Genomic DNA, 20,918 nt, shown 5'->3' with positions numbered 1-20,918 from the left:
GTCAGGCGGCGTCGAGGCAGACGTATTTCAGCTCGGTGAAGGCCTCCAGCCCATGGCGCGAGCCTTCGCGGCCGAGGCCGGATTGCTTGACCCCGCCGAAGGGGACCGGCGCGCCGGTGATCTTCACCCGGTTGACCGCCACCATGCCGTAGTGCAGCGCCCGCGACAGGCGGAGGATCCGGCCGGCGTCACGGGTCACCAGATAGGCGACGAGGCCGTAGTCGGTGTCGTTGGCACGGACCACCGCTTCCGCCTCGTCATCGAAGGGCAGGATCGCGGCGACCGGGCCGAAGGTCTCCTCGCGCAGGATCAACGAGTCCGGCGCCACGTCGGCCAGCACGGTCGGACGGTAGAACAGCGGGCCGGCGGGATGGACCTCGCCGCCGGTCAGGCAGCGGGCGCCGCGGTCGAGCGCGTCGCGCACATGGCGGGCGCATTTGTCGACGGCCCGCCCGTTCATCAGCGGGCCGATCTGCACCTCCGGTTCCAGCCCCGGCCCGACGCGCAGCGCGGCACTGCGGGCGGTGAAGGCGGCGCAGAAGCTGTCGTAGAGCGGACGCTGCACATAGATGCGGTTGGCGGCGAGGCAGTCCTGGCCGGAGGTGGCGAACTTGGCGTCGATGGCGATGTCCACCGCCCGTTGCAGATCGGCGTCGGCGAAGACCAGCAGCGGCGCATGGCCGCCCAGCTCCATCGCCAGCCGCTTCATGGTCGGGGCGCAGCGCGCGGCGATGCGGCTGCCGATTTCGGTGGAACCGGTGAAGCTCATGGCGCGGACGCGGGCGTCGTCGCACAGCGCGCCGACCAGCGGCTCCGGATCGCCGGTCAGGACGTTGAACACGCCGGCGGGGATGCCTGCCCGCTCCGCCAGTTCCGCCAGCGCCAGCGCCGACAGCGGCGTCTCGGACGACGCATGGGCCACCACGGTGCAGCCGGCGGCCAGCGCCGCCGCCGCCTTGCGCGTCAGCATCGCCGACGGGAAGTTCCACGGCGTCGCCATGCCGACCACGCCCAGCGCCTCCCGCCGCAGCAGCATTTCGGCGCCGGGCAAATGGCTGGCGATGCTCTCGACACCCACCCGCTTGGCTTCCTCCGCGTACCATTCGACGAAGGAGGCGGCGTAGTCGATTTCTCCCCGCGATTCGGCGAGCGGCTTGCCCTGCTCCAGCGTCATCAGCAGGGCCAGATCCTCGCGGGCGGCGGTGATGCGGTCGAACCAGTCGCGCAGCCGGGCGGCGCGGTCCTGCGGCAGCCGGGCGCTCCAGGCCGGGAAGGCGGCGGCGGCTGCTGTGACGGCGGCGGTCGCCTGGGTGGCGTCCAGCGCCGCGACCTGGGCGAGGGTCCGCCCGCTGGCCGGATCGGTCACCGCAAAGGTGGCACCGTCCGGTGCCGCGGTCCAGCGTCCGCCGACATAGGCGAGTTCGCGCAGCAGCCGGCGGTCGCTCAGGCGGCCGACGGCGTCGTGACGGTCCAGGCGGGACAGCTGCGCGGTCATGGACACCTCCGGAATAAGGGGGGCGCCGAAGCGCCGGTGTTCCGGAGTCTAGCGGGGGTGCGGCGGAGACTGTGTCCGAACTGGGCCTGTGTGGCGGAGAGTGTCTCTTTCCCAAGCTGGGCAGGAAGAGAAAGTCTCTATCAGCTTGCGACGGACCCGCCCGGCTCCTCCATCAACGCCTCCAGCGGCATCGCCGCATCGTCCTTCACCGTCCGCGTGACGATGTAGGTGAAATAGCGGTCGATCCCGGCGTCGCCGTCCAACAGCCGGTCGATGAGCCGCTGATAGGCATCGACGTCGCGCGCCACCACCCGCAGGACATAATCGACCCCGCCGCCGACCGACCAGCAGGAGACGATGCCGGGCTCGGCCCTGACCGCCCGTTCGAAGCGGTCGAAATCGGCCTGCCGGTGGCTGCCCAGCGTCACCTCGACCAGCGCCATCGCGAAGGGCGTCACCTGCCGCAGCGCCAGCCGCGCGTGATAGCCGGTGACGATGCCGCCCTCCTCCAGCCGGCGCAGCCGCACCCAGCACGGCGTCGGCGACAGCCCCACCCTGTCGGCCAGAGCCAGCTTGGTGATGCGGCCGTCCCGCTGGATTTCCGAAAGGATGCGCAGGTCGATGGAATCGAGCTTCAGGTCGGGCATGGAGCGGCGTGCCTTTTGGAAAATGACGACCCGACGATGTCCGCGCTTTCCGCCATTGTCAAATGTGGTGATTTCCAGCAGAAATGTTGCATGACAAAGTGGCACCCCGATGCATCGGCTTTGAGCAGGCCCGTCTATCTCTCGCTGGCCGATCAGGTGCAGCGGGCGATTGCGCAAGGCCAACTGGCGGTCGGCGACCAGCTGCCCACCCACCGGCAGCTCGCCGACGAATTGGGCATTTCCGTCCAGACCGTCAGCCGCGCCTACGAGGAGCTGATCCGGCGCGGCCTGATCAGCGGGGAGACCGGGCGCGGCACCTTCATCCGCGCCGTCCAGACCGAGGTCGACCCGCCCTATATCCCGCAACGCACCGACGAGGTGATCGACCTGTCGATCCTGAAGCCGGTGTGCGAGCCCCTGCATGTGGAGGCGATGCGGGGGGCGCTGGTGGAGCTTGCCGCCAGCCTGCCGCCGGCCGTGGTGCTGTCCTTCCGGCCCAACACCCTGTTCGCCCGCCACCGGGCGACGGCGGTGTCCTGGCTGCGCCACTGCGGGGTGGAGACGGGGGCTGCCAACGTCACCCTGACCAACGGCGCCACCGCCGGCATGACCATCGCCCTGATGGCCGCCGCCCCTCCCGGATCGACCGTGGTGACGGAGGAGGTCGGGCACCACACCCTGCTGCCGCTCGCCTCCTATCTCGGCATCAAGCTGCGCGGCGTCGCCATCGACGAGGACGGGATCCGGCCCGACGCCCTCGATGCCGCCTGCCGGGACGGCACGGCCAAGGCCCTGTTCGTCATGCCGAACCCGATCAACGCCACCGCGACCCACATGGGCGAGGACCGGCGGCGGGAGATCGCGCGCCTGGCCCAGCGGCACAATCTCTCCATCGTGGAGAACGACCCGCTCGGGCCGCTGCTGAGCGAACGGCGCCCGCCGCTGGCGGCCCTGGCGCCGGAACGGACCCTCTACGTCACCAGCTTCACCAAGACGGTGATGCCGGGCCTGCGCACCGGCTATCTGGTGGTTCCGGACCGGCTGCTCGCCGCCGTCACCAACCGCCATCTGGTGACCAACTGGATCGCAACGCCCATCGTCGCCGAGATCGCCACCCGCTGGGTCGAGAGCGGATTCGCGATGGAGATGGTGGAGTGGCAGCGCAAGGCCCTTCACCGCCGCCACGCGCTGGCCGCCGAAATCCTGAAGGGCATCCCCCACCGCAGCCATGCCGAGGGGCTGCATCTGTGGCTGCCGCTGGGGGAAGGGCGGCCGGAGGCGACCTTCGTGTCGCATGCCCGCCATCAGGGGGTGGCGCTGGCGCCGGGATCGGCCTTCGCCATCGGTCCCGGCACGCGCCCCGACGCGCTGCGCGTCTCCATCGGCTCCACCACCGAGGCGGAGTTGCACGCCGGCCTGCGGGTGATCGTCAATCTGCTGAACAGCGACCCGGAGCCGGTTCTGCTCGCCATGTGACCGTCCCAAGCCTACCTCCTCCGGAATTGTCATGATTTGATTTTCCGGATTGACATGATTTAAGCGGTCCCGCATCGTTTGCGCACATCCACGGTCGCCAACCATTGCAAGGGAAGACCGGTGTGACCGACGCAATCATCGACATCGACCGGGTCACGAAGCGCTACGGCTCGCACACCGTGCTGCAGGACCTGTGTTTTTCAGTCCGGCCGGGTGAGAAGCTGGCGCTGATCGGCCCGTCCGGCTCCGGCAAGACGACGATCCTGCGGACGCTGATGACGCTGGAAACCATCGAAAGCGGCACCATCCGCATCGATGGCGAGCATCTGTTCCAGATGGAACGCAACGGCAGTCTGGTCCCCGCCGACGAGGCGCACCTGCACCGGATGCGGACCAGGATCGGCATGGTGTTCCAGCTGTTCAACCTGTTCCCGCACAAATGCGTGCTGGACAACGTCACGCTGGCGCCGATGCTGACCAAGGGCGTCAGGAAGGCGGATGCCGAACGCCGGGCAATGGAGTTGCTGGACCTCGTCGGCCTCGCCGACAAGGCCCGCGCCATGCCGGCCCAGCTGTCCGGCGGCCAGAAGCAGCGGGTGGCCATCGCCCGCGCCCTGGCACTGCAACCGAGGATCATGCTGTTCGACGAAGTGACCTCCGCCCTCGACCCCGAACTGGTGGAAGAGGTGCTGAACGTCATGCGGATGCTGGGGTCGACCACCGACATGACCATGTTGCTGGTGACCCACGAAATGAGCTTCGCCCACGATTTCGCCGACCGTGTGCTGTTCTTCGACCGCGGCCGCATCGTGGAGGAAGGGCCGCCCGACGTGCTCTTCACCAACCCGACGCACGAGCGGACCCAGGCCTTCCTGAAAAAGATCATCGCTGCCGGACAGCGCATCTGAGCGCATCCGGCGGCCCGGCGCATCCGGCTGCGTCCATTTCCGCTTTTCCCCCGAACGCAGGAGATCTCGGCTTCATGGCTGATTGGGCCGGCTATCTGGGCTTGATGCTGGACGGCGCGCTGGTGACGGCGAAGCTGACCGTGCTCGGCTGCGCGCTGGCCCTGCCGGCAGCATTCCTCGCCGGGCTGGGCCGGCTGTCGCGCCACGCCACGGTGCGCGCCGTGTCGGTCGCCTATATCGAGTTCTTTCGCGGCACGTCGATCTTCGTCCAGCTGTTCTGGGCCTATTTCGTCCTGCCGCTGATGGGCGTGACGCTGACGCCGTTGCAGGCCGGCGTGCTGGCGCTCGGGCTGAATGTCGGCGCCTATGGAGCGGAGGTGGTGCGGTCGGCGGTGCAGTCCATCGGCCGCGAACAGCACGAGGCCTGCGTCGCCCTGAACCTGACGCGCTGGCAGAGCCTGCGCCACGTGCTGCTGCCCCAGGCGGCTGTGGTGATGGTGCCGACCTTCTGCAACAACGCCATCGAACTGCTGAAGGCGACCTCGGTCGTCTCGCTGATCTCGCTCAGCGACCTCACCTTCCAGGCGCAGGTCGTCCGCTCGCAGACCGGCAGCACCGCGCTGCCCTTCCTGACCGTGCTGGTCATCTACTTCGCCTATGCCAGCCTGATCTCGGCCGGCATGAAGGCCCTGGAGCGCCGCATGACCCGCGGCCTCGACGGGCTGCGCACTTAAGGAAACCGGCCATGGAATGGGATTGGGAGTTCGTCCGCGAGATCATGCCGATGCTGCTGGACGGCCTGCGCATCACGCTGCTGGCCACGCTGCTCGGCTCCATCCTGGCCGCCGCCGCCGGGCTGGGCTTCGCCCTGCTGCGCCGCTCGAAAAGCCGGCCGGTGGCGCGCATCACCGGCTTCGTGGTGGAGTTCATCCGCGGCACGCCGCTGCTGGTGCAGCTGTATTTCCTGTTCTACGTGCTGCCGGAACTGGGCCTGCTGCTGTCGCCGCTGACCGCCGGGGTGGTGGGCCTGGGCCTCCATTACGCCACCTACACGTCGGAGGTCTTCCGCGCCGGCATCGACAACACGCCGCGCGGCCAGTGGGAGGCGGCGAAGGCCTGCAACCTCACGCCCTACCAGACCTGGCGCCACATCATCCTGCCCCAGGCGATCCCGCCGATGATCCCGGCGCTGGCGAACTACTTCGTCGCGATGTTCAAGGAAACCCCGCTGCTCTCCGCCATCACGGTGATCGAGTTGATGAGCGAGGCCCGCGGCGTCGCCAACAGCAATTACCGCTATCTGGAACCGATGACGATGGTCGGCGTCCTGTTCCTGTGCATCAGCCTGATCGCCGTGCCCGCCCTGCACCTGCTGGAACGCCGGTTCCGGCCACCCCGCTGATTGCCGACGCGCTGATTGCCGACGCGCTGACACGCCGACCCCGGAGTTTCCGAGCCATGTCCTCCCTCCCCATCCTGCGCTCGCCCACCGCGCTGGCCTTCGACGAGCGCCCGGTCGAAAAGCGCGTCGGTCTTGTCGTGCTGGCGACCGACCACACGACCGAGCCGGACTTCCGCCGCATGGTCGCCGGCGACCGCATCGGCGTCTACACCGCGCGCATCGCCTACGCCAACCCGACGACGCCGGAGAATCTGCGCCGCATGCAACCGCGCCTCGCCGAAGGGGCGGCGCTGATCCTGCCCGACGAGCCGCTCGACGCCATCTGCTATTCCTGCACCTCGGCCAGCGTCGTGATGGGCGACGACGCCATCGAGCAGGCCATCGCCTCGGCCAAGCCGGGTATTCCCGTCATCACGCCACCGGCCGCCGCCCGCCACGGCCTGACGGCGTTCGGCGCCCAGCGTATCGCCGTGCTGACCCCCTACACCGAACAGACCAGCCGGCCGATGGCCGCCTATTTCGGCGTGCATGGCTTCGACATCGCGCGCTTCACCTGCTTCGGGCTGGACGACGACCGCGAGATGGCGCGCATCGCGCCGGCCAGTCTGGTCCGCGCCGCCATAGAGGCGACGCCGCCGGATGCCGAGGCGCTGTTCATCTCCTGCACCGCCCTGCGCTCGGCCGGCGTCGCCGCCGAGATCGAGGCCGCCATCGGCCGCCCCGTCGTCACCAGCAACCAGGCCACCGCCTGGGCCACGCTGCGCCTGTGCGGCGACCACCGGCCCCGTCCCGAAGGTGGGCGGCTGATGACCCTGCCGCTGCCGGGGAAGGCCTGGTCATGACAGAGCGCAGCATCGGCCTGGAGGACGTCTTCCGCGCCCGCGCGCGGCTGGCCGGGCGGATCGTCGCGACGCCGACCGTCGCCTCGCCCAGCCTGACCGCCCGCTGCGGCGTCCCGGTCTTCCTGAAGCTGGAGACCCGCCAGACCACCGGCAGCTTCAAGCTGCGCGGCGCCACCAACGCGCTGTCGGCCCTGCCGCGCGAGGCACTGGCGACGGGGGTCGCGGCGGCCTCCACCGGCAATCATGGCCGGGCGCTCGCCCATGCCGCCGCACAGGCCGGCGTCCGCTGCATCGTCTGCATGTCGGCGCTGGTCCCAGCCAACAAGGTCGAGGGCATCCGTGCGCTGGGGGCGGAGATCCGCATCGTCGGCCGTTCCCAGGACGACGCGCAGGTCGAGGTCGACCGGCTGGTCCGCGAGGAGGGCTTCGCCACCGTCCCGCCCTTCGACCATGCCGAGGTCATCGCCGGACAGGGCACGCTGGGGCTGGAGATCGTCGAGGCGGTGCCCGACGCCGAGCTGCTGCTGGTGCCGCTGTCGGGCGGCGGCCTGATCGGCGGCGTGGCGCTGGCGGCCAAGGCCCTGCGGCCAGGCCTGCGGGTGATCGGCGTGTCGATGGAACGCGGCGCGGCGATGCATGCCAGCCTGAAGGCCGGACGCCCGGTCCAGGTCGAGGAGCTGGAGACGCTGGCGGATTCGCTCGGCGGCGGCATCGGGCTCGCCAACCGCCACACCCACCGGCTCGCCGCCAGCCTGCTCGACGACGTGGTCCTGCTGACCGAGGCGGAGATCGCCGCCGGCATCGAACACGCCTATTCCGCCGAGCAGGAGATCGTCGAAGGAGCCGGCGCCGTCGGTATCGCCGCTCTGCTCGCCGGCAAGGTGACGCCGCGCGGGCCCACAATCGCGCTGCTGTCCGGCCGCAACATCGCCATGGACCTGCACCGCCGCATCATCACCGGAGGCCTGCCATGCCCCGCATGACCATCCTGACCGAGGCGGAACTGCGGCGGATCGTTCCGCTCGACCGCGATGCGACGTCTTGCGTCGAGGACGCCTTCCTGGCGCTGGCCACCCGCCCGGTGGCGATGCCGCCGATCCTGCGGCTCGACATCCCGGAATATCGCGGAGAAGTCGACGTCAAGACCGCCTATGTCCCCGGCCTCGACGGCTTCGCCATCAAGATCAGCCCCGGCTTCTTCGGCAACCCGGCGCTCGGCCTGCCCAGCGTCAACGGGCTGATGGTGCTGCTGAGCAGCCGGACCGGTCTGGTCGAAGCCCTGCTTCTCGACAACGGCTATCTGACCGATGTGCGGACCGCGGCGGCGGGTGCGGTCGCCGCCAAACACCTGTCGCGTCCCGACAGCGCCGTCGCCGCAATCTTCGGCGCCGGGGTGCAGGCGGCGTTGCAGCTGGAGGCGCTGACCCTGGTCCGCCCGATCCGCGAGGCCCGAATCTGGGCGCGCCAGTCCGAGCGCGCCGCCGCCACCGCCGCCCGCCTGTCGGAGCGGCTGGGCTTCCCGGTGCATGCCGCGACGGAGGGCAGGGCTGCGGTCGCCGGTGCCGACATCGTCGTCACCACCACCCCGGCCGACCGGCCGATCCTGATGGCGGACTGGCTCGAACCCGGCCAGCACGTCACCGCCATGGGGTCGGACGCCGAACACAAGAACGAACTCGATCCCGCTATCCTGTCCCGTGCCGACCTCTATGTCGCCGACCGCCTGACGCAGACCCGCCGGCTGGGCGAACTGCACCACGCAATTGCCGCCGGCACGGTTGCCGCCGACCGCGACTTCCCGGAACTGGGCGCCGTCATCGCCGGGCAGGCTGCGGGCCGCGGGTCCACCGATGCCATCACCGTCTGCGACCTCACCGGAACCGGGGTGCAGGACACCGCCATCGCCACGCTGGCGCGCGGCCGGGCCCTGGCGGCCGGTGCCGGCACCGTCTTCGACGCCTGATCCTTCTTTTCCCATGCCCCTCCTCTTACGAGAGAGACCCCGACATGCAGGAACCGACGCTGAACTTCAGCCGGGCCGAATATGCCGCCCGGCTCGACAAGACCCGTGCCGCCATGGACAAGGCCGGAATCGAGCTGCTGATCGTCACCGATCCGTCGAACATGGCCTGGCTGACCGGCTATGACGGCTGGTCCTTCTACGTCCACCAATGCGTGATCGTGCCGCCGCACGGCGAGCCGCTCTGGTACGGACGCGGCCAGGACGCCAACGGCGCCAAGCGCACCGCCTATCTCGCCCATGACAGCATCGTCGGCTATCCCGACCATTACGTGCAGTCGACCGAACGCCATCCGATGGACCTGCTGTCGACGATCCTGGCGGATCGCGGCTGGGGCGGGCTCACCATCGGCGTCGAGATGGACAATTACTGGTTCACCGCCGCCGCCTACCAATCGCTGACCACCCACCTGCCCAACGCCCGCTTCAGGAACGCGACGGCGCTGGTCAACTGGCAGCGCGCGGTGAAGAGCCCGCAGGAACTCGACTACATGCGCAAGGCCGCCCGCATCGTCGAGGCGATGCACGCCCGCATCGTCGAGCGCGTCGAGCCGGGCATGCGCAAATGCGACCTCGTGGCCGAGATCTACGACGCCGGCATCCGGGGCATTGGTGGCATCGGGGGGGTGGAGGGCTTCGGCGGCGATTATCCGGCCATCGTCCCGCTTCTGCCGTCGGGGGCCGACGCCTCGGCCCCGCACCTGACCTGGGACGACCGGCCGATGAAGCTGGGCGAAGGCACCTTCTTCGAGATCGCCGGCTGCTACAAACGCTATCACTGCCCGCTGTCGCGCACCGTCTTCCTCGGCACGCCGACGCAAGCCTTCCTCGATGCCGAAAAGGCGACGCTGGAGGGAATGGAGGCCGGGCTTGCCGCCGCCAAACCAGGCAACAGCTGCGAGGACATTGCCAACGCCTTCTTCGCCGTGCTGAAGCGCTACGGCATCACCAAGGACAACCGCACCGGCTACCCCATCGGTCTCAGCTATCCGCCGGACTGGGGCGAGCGCACCATGAGCCTGCGCCCCGGCGACCGCACCGAACTCCAGCCCGGAATGACCTTCCACTTCATGACCGGCCTTTGGCTGGAGGATATGGGGCTGGAGATCACCGAGAGCATCGCCATCACCGACACCGGCGTCGAATGCCTGGCCGATGTGCCGCGCAAGCTGTTCGTGAAGTCCTGACCATGGCGCCCGTTGCACTTGCCCCCTCCCCCATAACCCCGACGGTCGATTTCGACCGCGACGGCGTGCAGCACGGCTTCCTGCGCCTGCCCTACAGCCGCGACGATTCGGCCTGGGGGTCCGTGATGATCCCGCTCACCGTGGTGCGCAACGGCAGCGGGCCGACCGCCCTGCTGACCGGAGCCAACCATGGCGACGAGTATGAGGGCGCCGTCGCTCTGTTCGACCTCGCCCAGACCCTCACCGCCGACCGGATCGCCGGCCGCGTCATCATCGTTCCGGCGATGAATTACCCGGCCTTCCAGGCCGGCACCCGAACCTCGCCCATCGACAAGGGCAACCTGAACCGCAGCTTTCCCGGCCGCCCCGACGGCACGGTGACGCAGAAGATCGCCGATTACTTCGCCCGCGAACTCCTGCCGCAGGCCGATCTGGTGATGGACATCCATTCCGGCGGCCGGACGCTCGACTTCGTGCCCTTCGCCGCCGCCCACATCCTGCCCGACAAGGACCAGGAGGCGCGCTGCTTCGCCGCCGTGGCCGCCTTCGCCGCGCCCTTTTCCATGCGCATGCTGGAGATCGACGCGGTCGGCATGTACGACACGGCGGCGGAGGAGCTGGGCAAGACCTTCGTCACCACCGAACTCGGCGGCGGCGGCACCGGCCGGGCGGAGACCATCGCCATCGCCAAGCGCGGCGTCCGCAACGTCCTGCGCCACGCCGGGATCCTGACGGACGGCCTGCCAGCGGATGGGCGGGCGGAAGCGAGCCGCTGGCTCGACATGCCGTCGGGCGACTGTTTCCGCTTCGCCGAGGACAGCGGCTTGATCGAGGCCTGCGTCGATCTGGGCCAGCCGGTGCGGGCAGGCGACCTGCTCGCCCGCATCCACCCCATCGGCCGCACCGGGCTGGCGCCGGCCGAATACCGAGCGGCGCTGGACGGCATCCTGGCGGCCCGGCATTTCCCCGGCCTGGTCAAGGCCGGCGACTGCATCGCGGTGGTCGGTACGGTCGAGAGCTGACCGCCGCCCGTTGGAACCCGCCTCGGCAGAAGGCGGGCATGTGAAGAACGGTATCGACACCGACCGGACAGGGGCCGGCGCGCCGACGGGAGCGCCGGCCGGGCACTCACCGAATCACGGAAAAAGGGACGGCCGACATGAAACACCTCAAGATCGCCAAAGGCTTCGGCATCGCCGCCGCACTCCTCACGCTCGCCGCGCCGGCCTTTGCCGCCGACACGCTGGAGACGCTGCGCGAACAGGGATTCGCCCGCATCGGCATCGCCAACGAACCGCCCTACACCGCCGTCAAGCCGGACGGCACCGTGTCGGGCGCCGCCCCCGACGTCGCCCGCGCGGTGATGAAGAAGCTTGGGGTCAACGACGTCGTCGCCTCGATCTCCGAATATGGCGCGATGATTCCGGGCCTCCAGGCCCGCCGCTTCGACGCCGTCACCGCCGGCCTGTTCATGAAGCCGGAGCGCTGCAAGGCCGTTGCCTATTCCGAGCCGATCCTCTGCGACGCCGAATCCTTCGCCTTGAAGAAGGGCAACCCGCTGAAGCTGACCTCCTACGAGGACATCGCCAAGAACCCGAACGCCAAAATCGGCGCTCCCGGCGGCGGCACCGAGGAGAAGCTGGCGTTGCAGGCCGGCGTGCCGCGCGACCGCGTGATCGTGGTGCCGGACCCGCAGAGCGGCATGAAGATGCTGCAGGACGGCCGCATCGACGTCTATTCGCTGCCGGTCCTGTCGATCCACGATCTGGTCGGCAAGGCCAACGACCCGAACATCGAGGTGGTCGCCCCGGTCAAGGGCGCCCCGGTCTATTGCGACGGCGCCGCCTTCCGCAAGCAGGACACGGCACTGCGCGACGCCTTCGACAAGGTGCTGGCCGAAATGAAGGCGTCCGGCGAGTTCGCAAAGATCATCGAGCCCTACGGCTTCTCCGCCGAAGCCGCCAAGCAGACCTCCCGCGAGAAGCTCTGCGCCGCGTCCAACTGATCGGGCCGGGCAAGCGGCGGCGCATGGATTGAAGTCCGACGTTGGCCTGAACTGGGGCGGGGCAGGACATCTGCCTCGCCCCAGCTGCATTTTCCTCTGCCCGGAGCCCCTGTCCGTCAGCCATCGTCACCGCCGCAGCAGGACCCGTTCCTTGGAATCGATGGGACAAAATGTCGCACATTCCTCTATACAGGAGGAAGATGGCGGTGTCCGCCCAGGGTAGCCTCGTCTTCGTAATAGAAGGGAGGCAGACGTGACATTCTCTTCGAATGACCCACCGCCCATCAATCAAAGAGACCTTCGAAACGCCTTCGGCATGTTCCCGACCGGGGTTACGGTCGTCACCGTGCTCGACGAAGACGGAAATCCCCGCGGGATAACGGCGAATTCCTTCACATCCGTTTCGCTCGATCCGCCGCTGGTCCTTGTCTGCATCGGAAACCGATCCTTCAGCTTTCCGATCTTTTGCAGCACTTCGTCCTTCGCCGTTAACCTGCTGCACGCGGGACAGGCCGATGTCTCCAGCCTTTTCGCCTCCCGTTCGCCCGAGAAATTCCAGTCGACCGCCTTCGGCCCGAAACACACCGGCGCGCCGGTCCTGACCGATTGCCTCACCTGGTTCGATTGCACGGTGCATGACCGCGTGATGGCCGGCGACCATCTGGTTCTCATCGGCCGCGTGCAGGCCTTCGGCGCCAGCGGGAGCCCAGGCGGGACGGCAGTCGGGACAGCTCCGCTCGGCTTCTGCCGGGGCCGGTACGCGACGGTGCACGAAGCCCCGAACGCCGGCGGGGAGATGCCGCACGGCATGCAGGTCGGCTACCTCGTCGAAGCGGACGACGGCATCCTGCTGCAATCCGACGGGGCGGGCGGCTGGCGCCTGCCGGGCGGCCGCAGCCGCAAGGCCGAACGGGCGCTGCCCCTGGCGGACGGGAGCACGCTGCCGCTGCGGCCGGACGACAGCTTCCTTTATTCGGTCTTCGACGTCGCCGGGCAGGACGCCGGCTGTCTGGTCTATCGCACCCGCCTCGCCGCCGATGCGGCGACCATGACCCTGCCGCCCGGCCTCCGCGTCTTCGCGCTCGACGCCCTGCCCTTCGAGGCCATGCCGACGCGCGAAACCCGCGCGATGCTGCGCCGCTATGTCCGGGAACGGCAAGCGGACCGCTTCGGCATCTACATCGACTCCAGCGACGGCGGGCGGCTGGCGATGGTTGACGGCCGCCCCTCCCCCTGGCCCGTCGCCTTCGCCGAAAACGGCTGATCCCCCCACCGCCCCTTCACAAAATACGAGACCGCGATGCACACCACCTGCAGGTCGCTCGAAGGCACCCGCCGCGCCCTCTATATCGGCGGACGGTTCGTCGAACCGAAAAGCGGCCGCTACATCCCGAGCTACGACCCCACCACCGCCGAGCCCTGGTACGAGCTGGCCGACGCCGGTGCCGAGGATGTCGATGCCGCCGTCGCCGCGGCGCGGGCCGCCTTCACCGATCCGGCGTGGCGGCGGATGACCCAGAGCGACCGCGGCAAGCTGGTGCGCCGCCTGGCCGAGCTGATCCTCGCCAACGCCGAGGAGCTGGCGTTGATGGAGACCCGCGACAACGGCAAGCTGATCAAGGAGATGCGCGCCCAGATGCGCGCCATCCCCGACAGCTACGTCTATTTCGCCGGGATGGCCGACAAACTCCAGGGCGACACCATCCCGGTGAACAAGCTGGACATGCTGAACTTCAACCTGCGCGAACCGCTGGGCGTCGTCGGCATGATCACGCCGTGGAACTCGCCGCTGATGCTGCTGACCGGCACGCTGGCGCCCTGCCTCGCCATCGGCAACACGGTGGTGATCAAGCCGTCGGAACACGCCACCGCCTCCACCCTGGCGCTGGCCGAGCTGGTCACCGAGGCCGGTTTCCCGGACGGCGTCGTCAATGTGGTGACCGGCGGCGGCGCCACCGCCGGAGAGGCGCTGACCCGCCACCCCGGTATCGCCAAGATCGTCTTCACCGGCAGCACCCAGACCGGCAGCCGCATCGCCGCCACCGCCGCCGCCAACCTCGTGCCCTGCCAGATGGAGTTGGGCGGCAAGTCGCCCCATGTGGTGTTCGGCGACGTGGACATCGAGCGGGCGGTGAACGGCGTGGTCGCCGGGGTCTTCGCCGCAGCCGGGCAAACCTGCGTCGCCGGATCGCGCTGCTTCGTCGAGGCCGCCATCTACGACCGCTTCGTCGAGGCGCTGGTCGCCCGCACCGGGCGCATCACCGTCAACCACCCGATGGAGGAGAGCACCGACATCGGCCCGCTCGCCCTGTCGGCGCAGCTCGCCAAGGTCGAGGACTATGTCGCCTCGGGCCAGCGCGACGGCGCCCGGCTGGCCGCCGGCGGCCGGCGGCCCCAGGCGGCGGGGCTGGAGAAGGGCTGGTATTTCGAGCCGACGGTGCTGGCCGACGCGCGCAACGACATGGGCTTCATGCAGGACGAGATCTTCGGCCCGGTCGTCGGCGTGGTGCCCTTCGCCTCGGAGGACGAGATGATCGCCATGGCGAACGACACCCGCTATGGCCTCGCGTCGGGCATCTGGACCAGCGACATCGACCGCGCCATGCGCTTCGCCACCCGGATCGACGCCGGTACCGTCTGGATCAACACCTACCGCGCCGCCGCCTACATGTCGTCGAACGGCGGCTTCAAGCAGAGCGGCTACGGCCGGCGCGGCGGCTTCGACGTGATGCGCGAGTTTTCGCGGTCGAAGAACGTCGTCATCGATTATTCCGGCGCCATGCAGGACCCCTTCGTCATCCGGCTGCGCTGATCCGCCCCGACCGGGCTTCTCCTCCCCCGAGAAAAGGACAAGGACATGAAGTTCGCCGTCGCGCTTTCCATGGAGCGCTTCTCACCCAGCACGCCGATGAGCGACGTGACCGGCAGCATGCTGGAGCTGGTGAAGATGGCCGACCAGGGCGGTTTCGAGACCCTGTGGACCGCCGAGCACCACACCATCGAGTGCACGATCTCCCCCAACCCCTTCACCATCCTGACCTGGCTCGGCCAGCACACCGAGCGCATCCGGCTCGGCACCGCCACCATCGTCGCCCCCTACTGGAGCCCGATCCGGCTGGCCGGCGAGGCGGCGCTGTGCGACCACCTGACCGGCGGCCGGCTGGAGTTCGGCATCGCCCGCGGCGCCTACCAGTACGAGTTCGACCGCATGGCCGGCGGCATGCCCCAGCAGGAGGGCGTCGCCTACATGAAGGAGCTGGTGCCGGCGGTGCAGAAGCTGTGGGCCGGCGACTACGCCCATGACGGCCATTACTGGAAGTTCCCGCTGGCGACCTCGGTGCCCAAGCCGTTGCAGGCGCCGCACCCGCGCATCTGGGTGGCGGCCCGCGACCCCGGCACCTTCGACTGGGCCGTCGGCATCGGCGCCAGCATCCTGTCGACGCCGCTGGCCGCCCCGGCAGCCGAGATCGCCGTGCTGGGCGAGAAGTTCCGCAAGGCGGTGGCCGACCATCCGGAGGTGCCGCGCCCGCGCTTCATGATGCAGCGACGCACCTGCTGCTACGAGCGGCCGGAGGAGGCCGAGCTGGCGGTGCGGCACAGCATCGACTACGGCCGCAGCTTCGAGAACCTGTTCCAGAACATCGGGACGGTGACCAACGGCTTCCCGACCGCGGTGTCCTACGAAAGCGTCGCCGGCCGCGACAACTACAAGCCGGAGAACGTCCTGAAGAACCTGATGTTCGGCACGCCGGACGAGGTGATCGAAAAGCTGCTGGACTATGAGGCGGCCGGCGTCGACCAGTTCTCGCTCGGCCTGTCCTTCAACCTGCCGGTCGAACTCCAGCGCAAGACGCTCGATCTGTTCACCCGCGAGGTGCTGCCGGTCTTCGCCGAACGCGAGCGCGACCGCCGGTTCGAGGAGGAGCGCCGCCTTGCTGCCGTGCCGCCTCGCATGGCTGCGGCGGGGCGCTGACCATGGCCGACTCCCGTCACTTCACGGTCGGGCCGGTGACGCTGAACTACCGGCTCGACGGCCGGGGGCCGGAGCCGCTGGTCTGCATCCACGGCGTCGGCTCCTATCTGGAGGCCTGGAGCGGTGTGGCGGAGCGGCTCGCCGACCGCTTCACCATCCTGACCTTCGACCTGCGCGGCCATGGCGGCTCCACCCGGATCAAGGGCCGCTACGAGATCGACGATTTCGTCGGCGAGACGCTGGCGCTGGCCGACCATGTGGGATTCGGCCGCTTCAACCTGGCGGGATTCTCGCTGGGCGGGCTGATCGCCCAGCGCCTGACCCTGACCCATCCGGAGCGCGTCAAGCGGCTGGTGCTGCTGTCCACCGTCGCCGGCCGCAATCCGGAAGAGCGGCGGCGGGTGCTCGACCGTCTGGCAGCCTTGCAGGCTGGAGAGCCGGGCGCGCACTACGACGCCTCGCTGTCGCGCTGGCTGACCGAGGGTTTCCAGGAGCGGAACCCGGAGCTGATCCGGGTCTTGCGCGAACGCAACGCCGGGAACGACCCCGACTGCTACGCCGCCGCCTACCGCGTTCTGGCGGAAACCGATTTCGGCGGTTTCCTCGACCAGATCCGCTGCCCGACCCTGATCGCCACCGGGGAGGAGGACATCGGCTCCAACCCGCGCATGGCGCACACCATGCACGACAGCATCCCCGGTTCGGCTCTGCACATCCTGCCCGGCCTGCGCCATTCGATCCTGATCGAGGCGCCGGACGCGGTGGCGGGGCTGATGGGGCGCTTCCTGACGTCCGCCGAGCAGCCGAAGGAGGGCGCAAGCCATGGATGAACCCCTGCAACGGGCGGGCGAACGCGTCCGGCGCGACGTGCTCGGCGACGCCTATGTCGACCGCGCGATGGCGGCGGCCGACGACTTCTCCCGGCCCTTCCAGCAGATGGTCAACGAATATTGCTGGGGGCAGTGCTGGGCCGACGACGCGCTCGACCGCCGCCAGCGCAGCCTGCTCAACCTCGGCATGATCGCGGCGCTGGGCCGCATGCACGAGTTCGAGCTGCACCTGCGCGGCGCCATCCGCAACGGCCTCTCCGATGCCGAGCTGCAGGCGGCGCTGATCCAGATCGCGGTCTATTGCGGCATTCCCGCCGGGGTCGAGTGCTTCCGCATCGCCCGCAAAATCCGCCAGGAGATCGCCGGGGACGGCACGGGAGACACGCCATGATCGTCGAGGAACGCATCTACCGCATCCGTTCGGGCAAGCTGCGCGAGTATCTGGCGCTGGTGCAGGGCGAGGGGCTGGCGATCCAGCAACCGATCCTCGGCAACCTGATCGGCTACTTCGTCAGCGAGATCGGCCCGCTCAACCATGTCGTCCACATGTGGGGCTATGCCGATTTCGAGGACCGCACCGCCCGCCGCCAGCAGCTTTCCGAGGATCCGCGCTGGCAGGCCTTCATCCCGAAGCTGGCGGCGCTGATCGAGACGGCGGAAAACCGCATCCTGCTGCCGACCGCCTTCTCGCCCCTGAAATGACGAACCGGCAGCGTCATGCTCCGTTTCGCAGGAACGATAGGGCTACTTTTCCTTTGTTTCGTAGGAAGACAGGAAGACGCGCAAGTCTTCCTAATGGGCACAAGTAAAAATCTTAAAGACAGGGAAAGCCCACCGAACACAACGATGGGAGACGGTTGTGACAGAACGACTGAGGGTAGAGAATCTCTATAAAGTTTTCTCCAAATCTCCCGATCCGGCCCTGCGGATGTTGGCCGCAGGTGCAAAAAAATCCGAAGTTCTGGCAAAAACCGGAGCGGTAGTAGGGTTGAACGACGTTTCACTGTCGGTACCGAGCGGCGCCATCTATATGGTGATGGGGCTGTCGGGATCGGGCAAATCCACCCTGGCGCGCTGCATCAACCGGTTGAACGAACCGAGCGCCGGCCGGATCCTGCTGGACGGCCGCGACATCGTCGCCGCCGGCGAGGCGGAGCTGCGCGACATCCGTCGCAAGCGCATCTCCATGGTGTTCCAGCATTTCGCCCTGCTGCCCAACCGCACCGTCGCCGAGAACACCGAGTTCGGCCTGAAGCTCCAGGGGGTTTCCCCCCAGGCCCGGCGGCGCCGGGCGGAGGAGGTGTTGTCGATCGTCGGGCTGGCGCGCTGGGGCAACCATTACCCGCACGAGTTGAGCGGCGGCATGCGCCAGCGGGTCGGATTGGCCCGCGCGCTCGCCACCGATGCCGACGTGCTGATCATGGACGAAGCGTTCAGCGCGCTCGACCCGCTGATCCGCACCGAGATGCAGGACGAGCTGCTGCGCCTCCAGCGCACGCTGAAGAAGACCATCCTGTTCATCACCCACGATTTCCAGGAGGCGCTGAAGCTCGGCACGCGGATCGCCATCATGGCCGACGGCGAGCTGGTCCGCGAAGGCACCCCCCAGTCGATCGTGCTTGAGCCGGGCAGCGACTATGTCGCCGCCTTCACCCGCGAGGTCGACCGCTCGCGCCTGTTCGACGCCCGCTGGGCGATGACCCCGGTGCAGCCCGTCCCGCTGGCCGCCGGCCTGTGCCTCGCCGAGACGGGCGACGGCGGCGGGCTGGTGCTCGACGACGGCGGCCATGTCGTCGGCGCGCTCGACGCCGAGACGCTGCGGGGCCTGCGCGAAACAGCAGGCCGCGGGAATAACAGCCTCGGCGCCCTGCGCAAGGACTTCGTCACGGTGCGCGAGTGCGACAGCCTTCTCGACGCCGCCCGCGCCCACCGGGCCGGACGGCCGATGGCGGTGGTCGACGAGGAGGGCCGGCTGACCGGCACGCTCGCCGCCGACCGCATCCTGGCGGGCATCGCCTCCGCCCCTCCTCACCCAGCGGGAGGCCTGCATGCTTGACGCAAACGACCTCAACGTCTTCCCGGTCGACGCCTGGATCCAGGACGGCGTCGCGTGGATCGCGCTGAACCTGCGCCCGCTCTTCCTCGCCATCAAATGGCCGGTCGAGTATGTCCTGAACCTCAACATCTTCCTGCTCCAGGAGATCCCCTTCCTCGCCATCGTGGCGGTGGCGGTGCTGCTGGCCTGGCGGCTGGCCAGCATCGGGGTGGCCTGCTTCAGCGCCGTCGCCCTGGTCGCCATCGCCGCGCTGGGCGTCTGGTCGGAGGCGATGACCACGCTGTCGCTGATCACCACCGCCATCGTCATCTGCGCGGCCGTCGGCATCCCGATAGGCATCGGCTGCGCCCGCAGCGACCGGATGTGGGGCGTCGTCCGCCCGATCCTCGACATCATGCAGACGACCCCGACCTTCGTGTATCTGGTGCCGGTGGTGATGCTGTTCGGCGTCGGCACGGTGCCGGGCGAGGTGGCGGTGGTGACGGCGGCGGCCCCGCCGCTGATCCGCTTCACCAACCTCGGCATCCGCATGGTCGAGACCGAGATGGTCGAGGCCGGCCTCGCCTTCGGCGCCACCAGGCGGCAGCTGCTGTGGGAGGTCCAGCTTCCGCTGGCCGTGCCGACCATCCTCGGCGGGCTGAACCAGACGGTGCTGACCGCCATGGTGATGTCGGTGGTCGTCGCCATGATCGGCGCCGAAGGGCTCGGGCTGGTGGTGCTCCAGGGCCTCGGGCGGCTCGACGTCGGCCGCGCCGCGGTGGGCGGCATCGCCATCGTCCTGCTGGCGATGATGCTCGACCGCATCACCCAGAAGATGGCCCAGCCCGGCGGCCCCGGCGGACGCCCGCTGCTCCGCAGCCTGCGCGCCCTCGTCCGCTCCGGCCGTCCGGCCGACGGCAAGACGGCCGCCGGCCCGGCCACCTCCAAGCCGGCGATCTCCAGTCCGGACCAGTGATCCAGACCTCGGGACCGCAAGCCCCGCACCGCACGCCCCGCTTCCCCCGAATCCCGTCCCGACCCCGTTCGAGGAAACCGCCATGCCCTTCTTCACAAAGTCGGTCGCCAAGTCCCTCTCCGTCGCCGCCTTCCTCGCCGCGGCCTGCGTCCAGCCGTCCCTGGCCGCCGACCAGCCCGGCAAGGGCAAGACCATCCGCTATGCCCAGTCGGACAGCCTGGGCGCCAACTACGTCACCGCCCAGATCGTCACCGCCGCCTTCAAGGAACTGGGATATTCGGTCAAGCTCAGCACGCTGAGCACGACCCTGTTCTTCCAGGCGGCGGCGCAGGGCGACCTCGACATCGCCACCGACATCAACTTCCCGCAGCGCGAGCCCGCCTTCCGCAAGGTGGAGCAGCAGGCGACCATCGTCGGCGGCGGCCTGATCAAGGAGGGCGGGGTCAACGGCTACCTGATCGACAAGAAGACGGCCGACGCCCACCACATCACCTCGCTGGAGCAGATGAAGGACCCGAAGATCGCCGCGCTGTTCGGCAAGGGCGGCAAGGCGGATCTGGTCAACTGCGATCCCGGCTGGAGCTGCGGCGACGTGGTCGACTTCCAGCTCGACAAATTCGGCCTGAAGGACACGGTGACCTCGGTGCGCGGCAAGTACGAGCCGCTGATGGTGGAGGCGGTCGCCCGCGTCCGCCGCGGCGAGCCCGCCTTCTTCTATGCCTGGAGCCCGTCCTGGGTCACCAACACGCTGGTCCCCGGCAAGGACGTGGTCTGGCTGCCCACCCCGTTCGACGCCCTGCCCCCGTCGGTGCCCAACAAGGGTACGGCCCTGGTCAGCGGCGTGTCGGGCTGCGCCGGCGGCGCCGATCCCTGCCGGATGGCCATGGCCTCCTGGAACTGGAACACCGTCGCCAACCGGGACTTCATCGCCGCCAACCCGGCGGTGAAGGCGCTCGTCGAAAACATCGGCTTCCCGTTGCAGATTTGGGCCGCCTGGGAGCGCAGCATCAGCGAGAAGGGCGCCAGCGAAAGCCATATCCGGGCACTCGCCCAGGAGTGGCTTTCCGCCAACAAGCCGACCTTCGAGCAGTGGGTCGCCAGCGCCAGGGCGGCGAGCTGACC

The 20,918-nt window shown here is 69.0% G+C and carries 21 protein-coding genes; 19 read left to right on the top strand and 2 right to left on the bottom strand.

Going from position 1 to position 20,918, the window contains the following annotated elements:
- Position 1: 1 nt before the first annotated feature.
- Both CRT60_RS02525 and CRT60_RS02520 read right to left on the bottom strand, forming a co-directional pair.
- Positions 2-1,495 (bottom strand): NAD-dependent succinate-semialdehyde dehydrogenase, encoded by a 1,494-nt coding sequence (locus CRT60_RS02525; protein WP_098735117.1) that lies wholly within the window; start codon positions 1,493-1,495, stop codon positions 2-4.
- A 140-nt stretch (positions 1,496-1,635) separates the two neighbouring features.
- The gene (locus CRT60_RS02520; protein ID WP_098734886.1) at positions 1,636-2,142 is read right to left on the bottom strand and encodes an Lrp/AsnC family transcriptional regulator; all 507 of its coding nucleotides are present in this window, start codon (positions 2,140-2,142) and stop codon (positions 1,636-1,638) included.
- A 90-nt stretch (positions 2,143-2,232) separates the two neighbouring features.
- Here CRT60_RS02520 and ehuR point away from each other — a divergent pair, with 90 nt between their 5' ends.
- The 19 genes from ehuR (at position 2,233) to proX (ending at position 20,916) form a co-directional block, all read left to right on the top strand.
- Positions 2,233-3,618: a MocR-like ectoine utilization transcription factor EhuR gene (gene ehuR, locus CRT60_RS02515; protein ID WP_098734885.1), complete on the top strand. Its 1,386-nt coding sequence runs from the start codon at positions 2,233-2,235 to the stop codon at positions 3,616-3,618.
- A 122-nt stretch (positions 3,619-3,740) separates the two neighbouring features.
- Complete coding sequence (ehuA, locus tag CRT60_RS02510; RefSeq protein ID WP_098734884.1) at positions 3,741-4,526, top strand: ectoine/hydroxyectoine ABC transporter ATP-binding protein EhuA; 786 nt, start codon at positions 3,741-3,743, stop codon at positions 4,524-4,526.
- A 74-nt stretch (positions 4,527-4,600) separates the two neighbouring features.
- Positions 4,601-5,260, top strand: coding sequence for an ectoine/hydroxyectoine ABC transporter permease subunit EhuC (gene ehuC, locus CRT60_RS02505; protein WP_098734883.1), 660 nt, complete (start codon positions 4,601-4,603; stop codon positions 5,258-5,260).
- Positions 5,261-5,271: 11 nt separating this feature from the next.
- Complete coding sequence (gene ehuD / locus CRT60_RS02500) at positions 5,272-5,928, top strand: ectoine/hydroxyectoine ABC transporter permease subunit EhuD (RefSeq protein WP_098734882.1); 657 nt, start codon at positions 5,272-5,274, stop codon at positions 5,926-5,928.
- Between the two features lie 56 nt (positions 5,929-5,984).
- Entirely contained in the window at positions 5,985-6,770 is a 786-nt protein-coding gene (gene eutA, locus CRT60_RS02495; RefSeq protein ID WP_098734881.1) for an ectoine utilization protein EutA, read from the top strand.
- On the top strand, positions 6,767-7,753 hold the full coding sequence (gene eutB / locus CRT60_RS02490; protein WP_098734880.1) for a hydroxyectoine utilization dehydratase EutB: 987 nt from the start codon (positions 6,767-6,769) through the stop codon (positions 7,751-7,753). Before eutA ends, eutB begins: the two co-directional genes overlap by 4 nt.
- On the top strand, positions 7,741-8,733 hold the full coding sequence (gene eutC / locus CRT60_RS02485; protein WP_098734879.1) for an ectoine utilization protein EutC: 993 nt from the start codon (positions 7,741-7,743) through the stop codon (positions 8,731-8,733). Before eutB ends, eutC begins: the two co-directional genes overlap by 13 nt.
- A 44-nt stretch (positions 8,734-8,777) precedes the next feature.
- Complete coding sequence (doeA, locus tag CRT60_RS02480) at positions 8,778-9,977, top strand: ectoine hydrolase DoeA (RefSeq protein WP_098734878.1); 1,200 nt, start codon at positions 8,778-8,780, stop codon at positions 9,975-9,977.
- A gap of 2 nt (positions 9,978-9,979) precedes the next feature.
- Positions 9,980-10,999 carry a N(2)-acetyl-L-2,4-diaminobutanoate deacetylase DoeB gene (doeB, locus tag CRT60_RS02475; RefSeq protein ID WP_098734877.1) on the top strand — a complete coding sequence of 340 codons (1,020 nt, stop codon included), beginning with the start codon at positions 9,980-9,982 and terminating at the stop codon, positions 10,997-10,999.
- A 137-nt stretch (positions 11,000-11,136) separates the two neighbouring features.
- Positions 11,137-11,982: an ectoine/hydroxyectoine ABC transporter substrate-binding protein EhuB gene (gene ehuB, locus CRT60_RS02470; protein ID WP_098734876.1), complete on the top strand. Its 846-nt coding sequence runs from the start codon at positions 11,137-11,139 to the stop codon at positions 11,980-11,982.
- A gap of 316 nt (positions 11,983-12,298) precedes the next feature.
- Positions 12,299-13,246 (top strand): flavin reductase family protein, encoded by a 948-nt coding sequence (locus CRT60_RS02465; protein ID WP_098734875.1) that lies wholly within the window; start codon positions 12,299-12,301, stop codon positions 13,244-13,246.
- A 36-nt stretch (positions 13,247-13,282) separates the two neighbouring features.
- Positions 13,283-14,794, top strand: a complete 1,512-nt coding sequence (locus tag CRT60_RS02460; RefSeq protein WP_098734874.1) for an aldehyde dehydrogenase — start codon at positions 13,283-13,285, stop codon at positions 14,792-14,794.
- 45 nt (positions 14,795-14,839) lie between these two features.
- On the top strand, positions 14,840-15,955 hold the full coding sequence (locus CRT60_RS02455) for an LLM class flavin-dependent oxidoreductase (RefSeq protein WP_098734873.1): 1,116 nt from the start codon (positions 14,840-14,842) through the stop codon (positions 15,953-15,955).
- Between the two features lie 2 nt (positions 15,956-15,957).
- The gene (locus CRT60_RS02450; RefSeq protein ID WP_098734872.1) at positions 15,958-16,785 is read left to right on the top strand and encodes an alpha/beta fold hydrolase; all 828 of its coding nucleotides are present in this window, start codon (positions 15,958-15,960) and stop codon (positions 16,783-16,785) included.
- On the top strand, positions 16,778-17,176 hold the full coding sequence (locus tag CRT60_RS02445) for a carboxymuconolactone decarboxylase family protein (RefSeq protein WP_098734871.1): 399 nt from the start codon (positions 16,778-16,780) through the stop codon (positions 17,174-17,176). The genes CRT60_RS02450 and CRT60_RS02445 overlap by 8 nt, the downstream gene beginning before the upstream one ends.
- The gene (locus CRT60_RS02440; RefSeq protein WP_098734870.1) at positions 17,173-17,487 is read left to right on the top strand and encodes an NIPSNAP family protein; all 315 of its coding nucleotides are present in this window, start codon (positions 17,173-17,175) and stop codon (positions 17,485-17,487) included. Before CRT60_RS02445 ends, CRT60_RS02440 begins: the two co-directional genes overlap by 4 nt.
- A 157-nt stretch (positions 17,488-17,644) precedes the next feature.
- Positions 17,645-18,841 (top strand): quaternary amine ABC transporter ATP-binding protein, encoded by a 1,197-nt coding sequence (locus CRT60_RS02435; protein ID WP_098734869.1) that lies wholly within the window; start codon positions 17,645-17,647, stop codon positions 18,839-18,841.
- Entirely contained in the window at positions 18,834-19,796 is a 963-nt protein-coding gene (locus CRT60_RS02430; protein ID WP_098734868.1) for an ABC transporter permease, read from the top strand. The genes CRT60_RS02435 and CRT60_RS02430 overlap by 8 nt, the downstream gene beginning before the upstream one ends.
- A gap of 82 nt (positions 19,797-19,878) precedes the next feature.
- A complete protein-coding gene (gene proX / locus CRT60_RS02425) occupies positions 19,879-20,916 on the top strand; it encodes a glycine betaine/L-proline ABC transporter substrate-binding protein ProX (protein WP_098734867.1) in 1,038 nt (345 codons plus the stop codon).
- The last annotated feature ends 2 nt before the right edge of the window (positions 20,917-20,918 follow it).

It is taken from the genome of Azospirillum palustre (genome assembly GCF_002573965.1).
GTDB classification, from domain to species: Bacteria; Pseudomonadota; Alphaproteobacteria; order Azospirillales; family Azospirillaceae; genus Azospirillum; species Azospirillum palustre.
Note: the sequence above shows the minus strand (reverse complement) of the source record. Positions and strands in the feature narration are given on the sequence as shown.

Excerpts from the sequence above, each read along its gene's own strand:
- CRT60_RS02525 (WP_098735117.1), bottom strand. The coding sequence starts at position 1,495 with ATGACCGCGCAGCTGTCCCGCCTGGACCGTCACGACGCCGTCGGCCGC.
- CRT60_RS02520 (WP_098734886.1), bottom strand. The coding sequence starts at position 2,142 with ATGCCCGACCTGAAGCTCGATTCCATCGACCTGCGCATCCTTTCGGAA.
- ehuR (WP_098734885.1), top strand. The coding sequence starts at position 2,233 with ATGACAAAGTGGCACCCCGATGCATCGGCTTTGAGCAGGCCCGTCTAT.
- ehuC (WP_098734883.1), top strand. The coding sequence starts at position 4,601 with ATGGCTGATTGGGCCGGCTATCTGGGCTTGATGCTGGACGGCGCGCTG.
- ehuD (WP_098734882.1), top strand. The coding sequence starts at position 5,272 with ATGGAATGGGATTGGGAGTTCGTCCGCGAGATCATGCCGATGCTGCTG.
- eutA (WP_098734881.1), top strand. The coding sequence starts at position 5,985 with ATGTCCTCCCTCCCCATCCTGCGCTCGCCCACCGCGCTGGCCTTCGAC.
- eutB (WP_098734880.1), top strand. The coding sequence starts at position 6,767 with ATGACAGAGCGCAGCATCGGCCTGGAGGACGTCTTCCGCGCCCGCGCG.
- eutC (WP_098734879.1), top strand. The coding sequence starts at position 7,741 with ATGCCCCGCATGACCATCCTGACCGAGGCGGAACTGCGGCGGATCGTT.
- doeA (WP_098734878.1), top strand. The coding sequence starts at position 8,778 with ATGCAGGAACCGACGCTGAACTTCAGCCGGGCCGAATATGCCGCCCGG.
- doeB (WP_098734877.1), top strand. The coding sequence starts at position 9,980 with ATGGCGCCCGTTGCACTTGCCCCCTCCCCCATAACCCCGACGGTCGAT.
- ehuB (WP_098734876.1), top strand. The coding sequence starts at position 11,137 with ATGAAACACCTCAAGATCGCCAAAGGCTTCGGCATCGCCGCCGCACTC.
- CRT60_RS02465 (WP_098734875.1), top strand. The coding sequence starts at position 12,299 with ATGTTCCCGACCGGGGTTACGGTCGTCACCGTGCTCGACGAAGACGGA.
- CRT60_RS02460 (WP_098734874.1), top strand. The coding sequence starts at position 13,283 with ATGCACACCACCTGCAGGTCGCTCGAAGGCACCCGCCGCGCCCTCTAT.
- CRT60_RS02455 (WP_098734873.1), top strand. The coding sequence starts at position 14,840 with ATGAAGTTCGCCGTCGCGCTTTCCATGGAGCGCTTCTCACCCAGCACG.
- CRT60_RS02450 (WP_098734872.1), top strand. The coding sequence starts at position 15,958 with ATGGCCGACTCCCGTCACTTCACGGTCGGGCCGGTGACGCTGAACTAC.
- CRT60_RS02445 (WP_098734871.1), top strand. The coding sequence starts at position 16,778 with ATGGATGAACCCCTGCAACGGGCGGGCGAACGCGTCCGGCGCGACGTG.
- CRT60_RS02440 (WP_098734870.1), top strand. The coding sequence starts at position 17,173 with ATGATCGTCGAGGAACGCATCTACCGCATCCGTTCGGGCAAGCTGCGC.
- CRT60_RS02430 (WP_098734868.1), top strand. The coding sequence starts at position 18,834 with ATGCTTGACGCAAACGACCTCAACGTCTTCCCGGTCGACGCCTGGATC.
- proX (WP_098734867.1), top strand. The coding sequence starts at position 19,879 with ATGCCCTTCTTCACAAAGTCGGTCGCCAAGTCCCTCTCCGTCGCCGCC.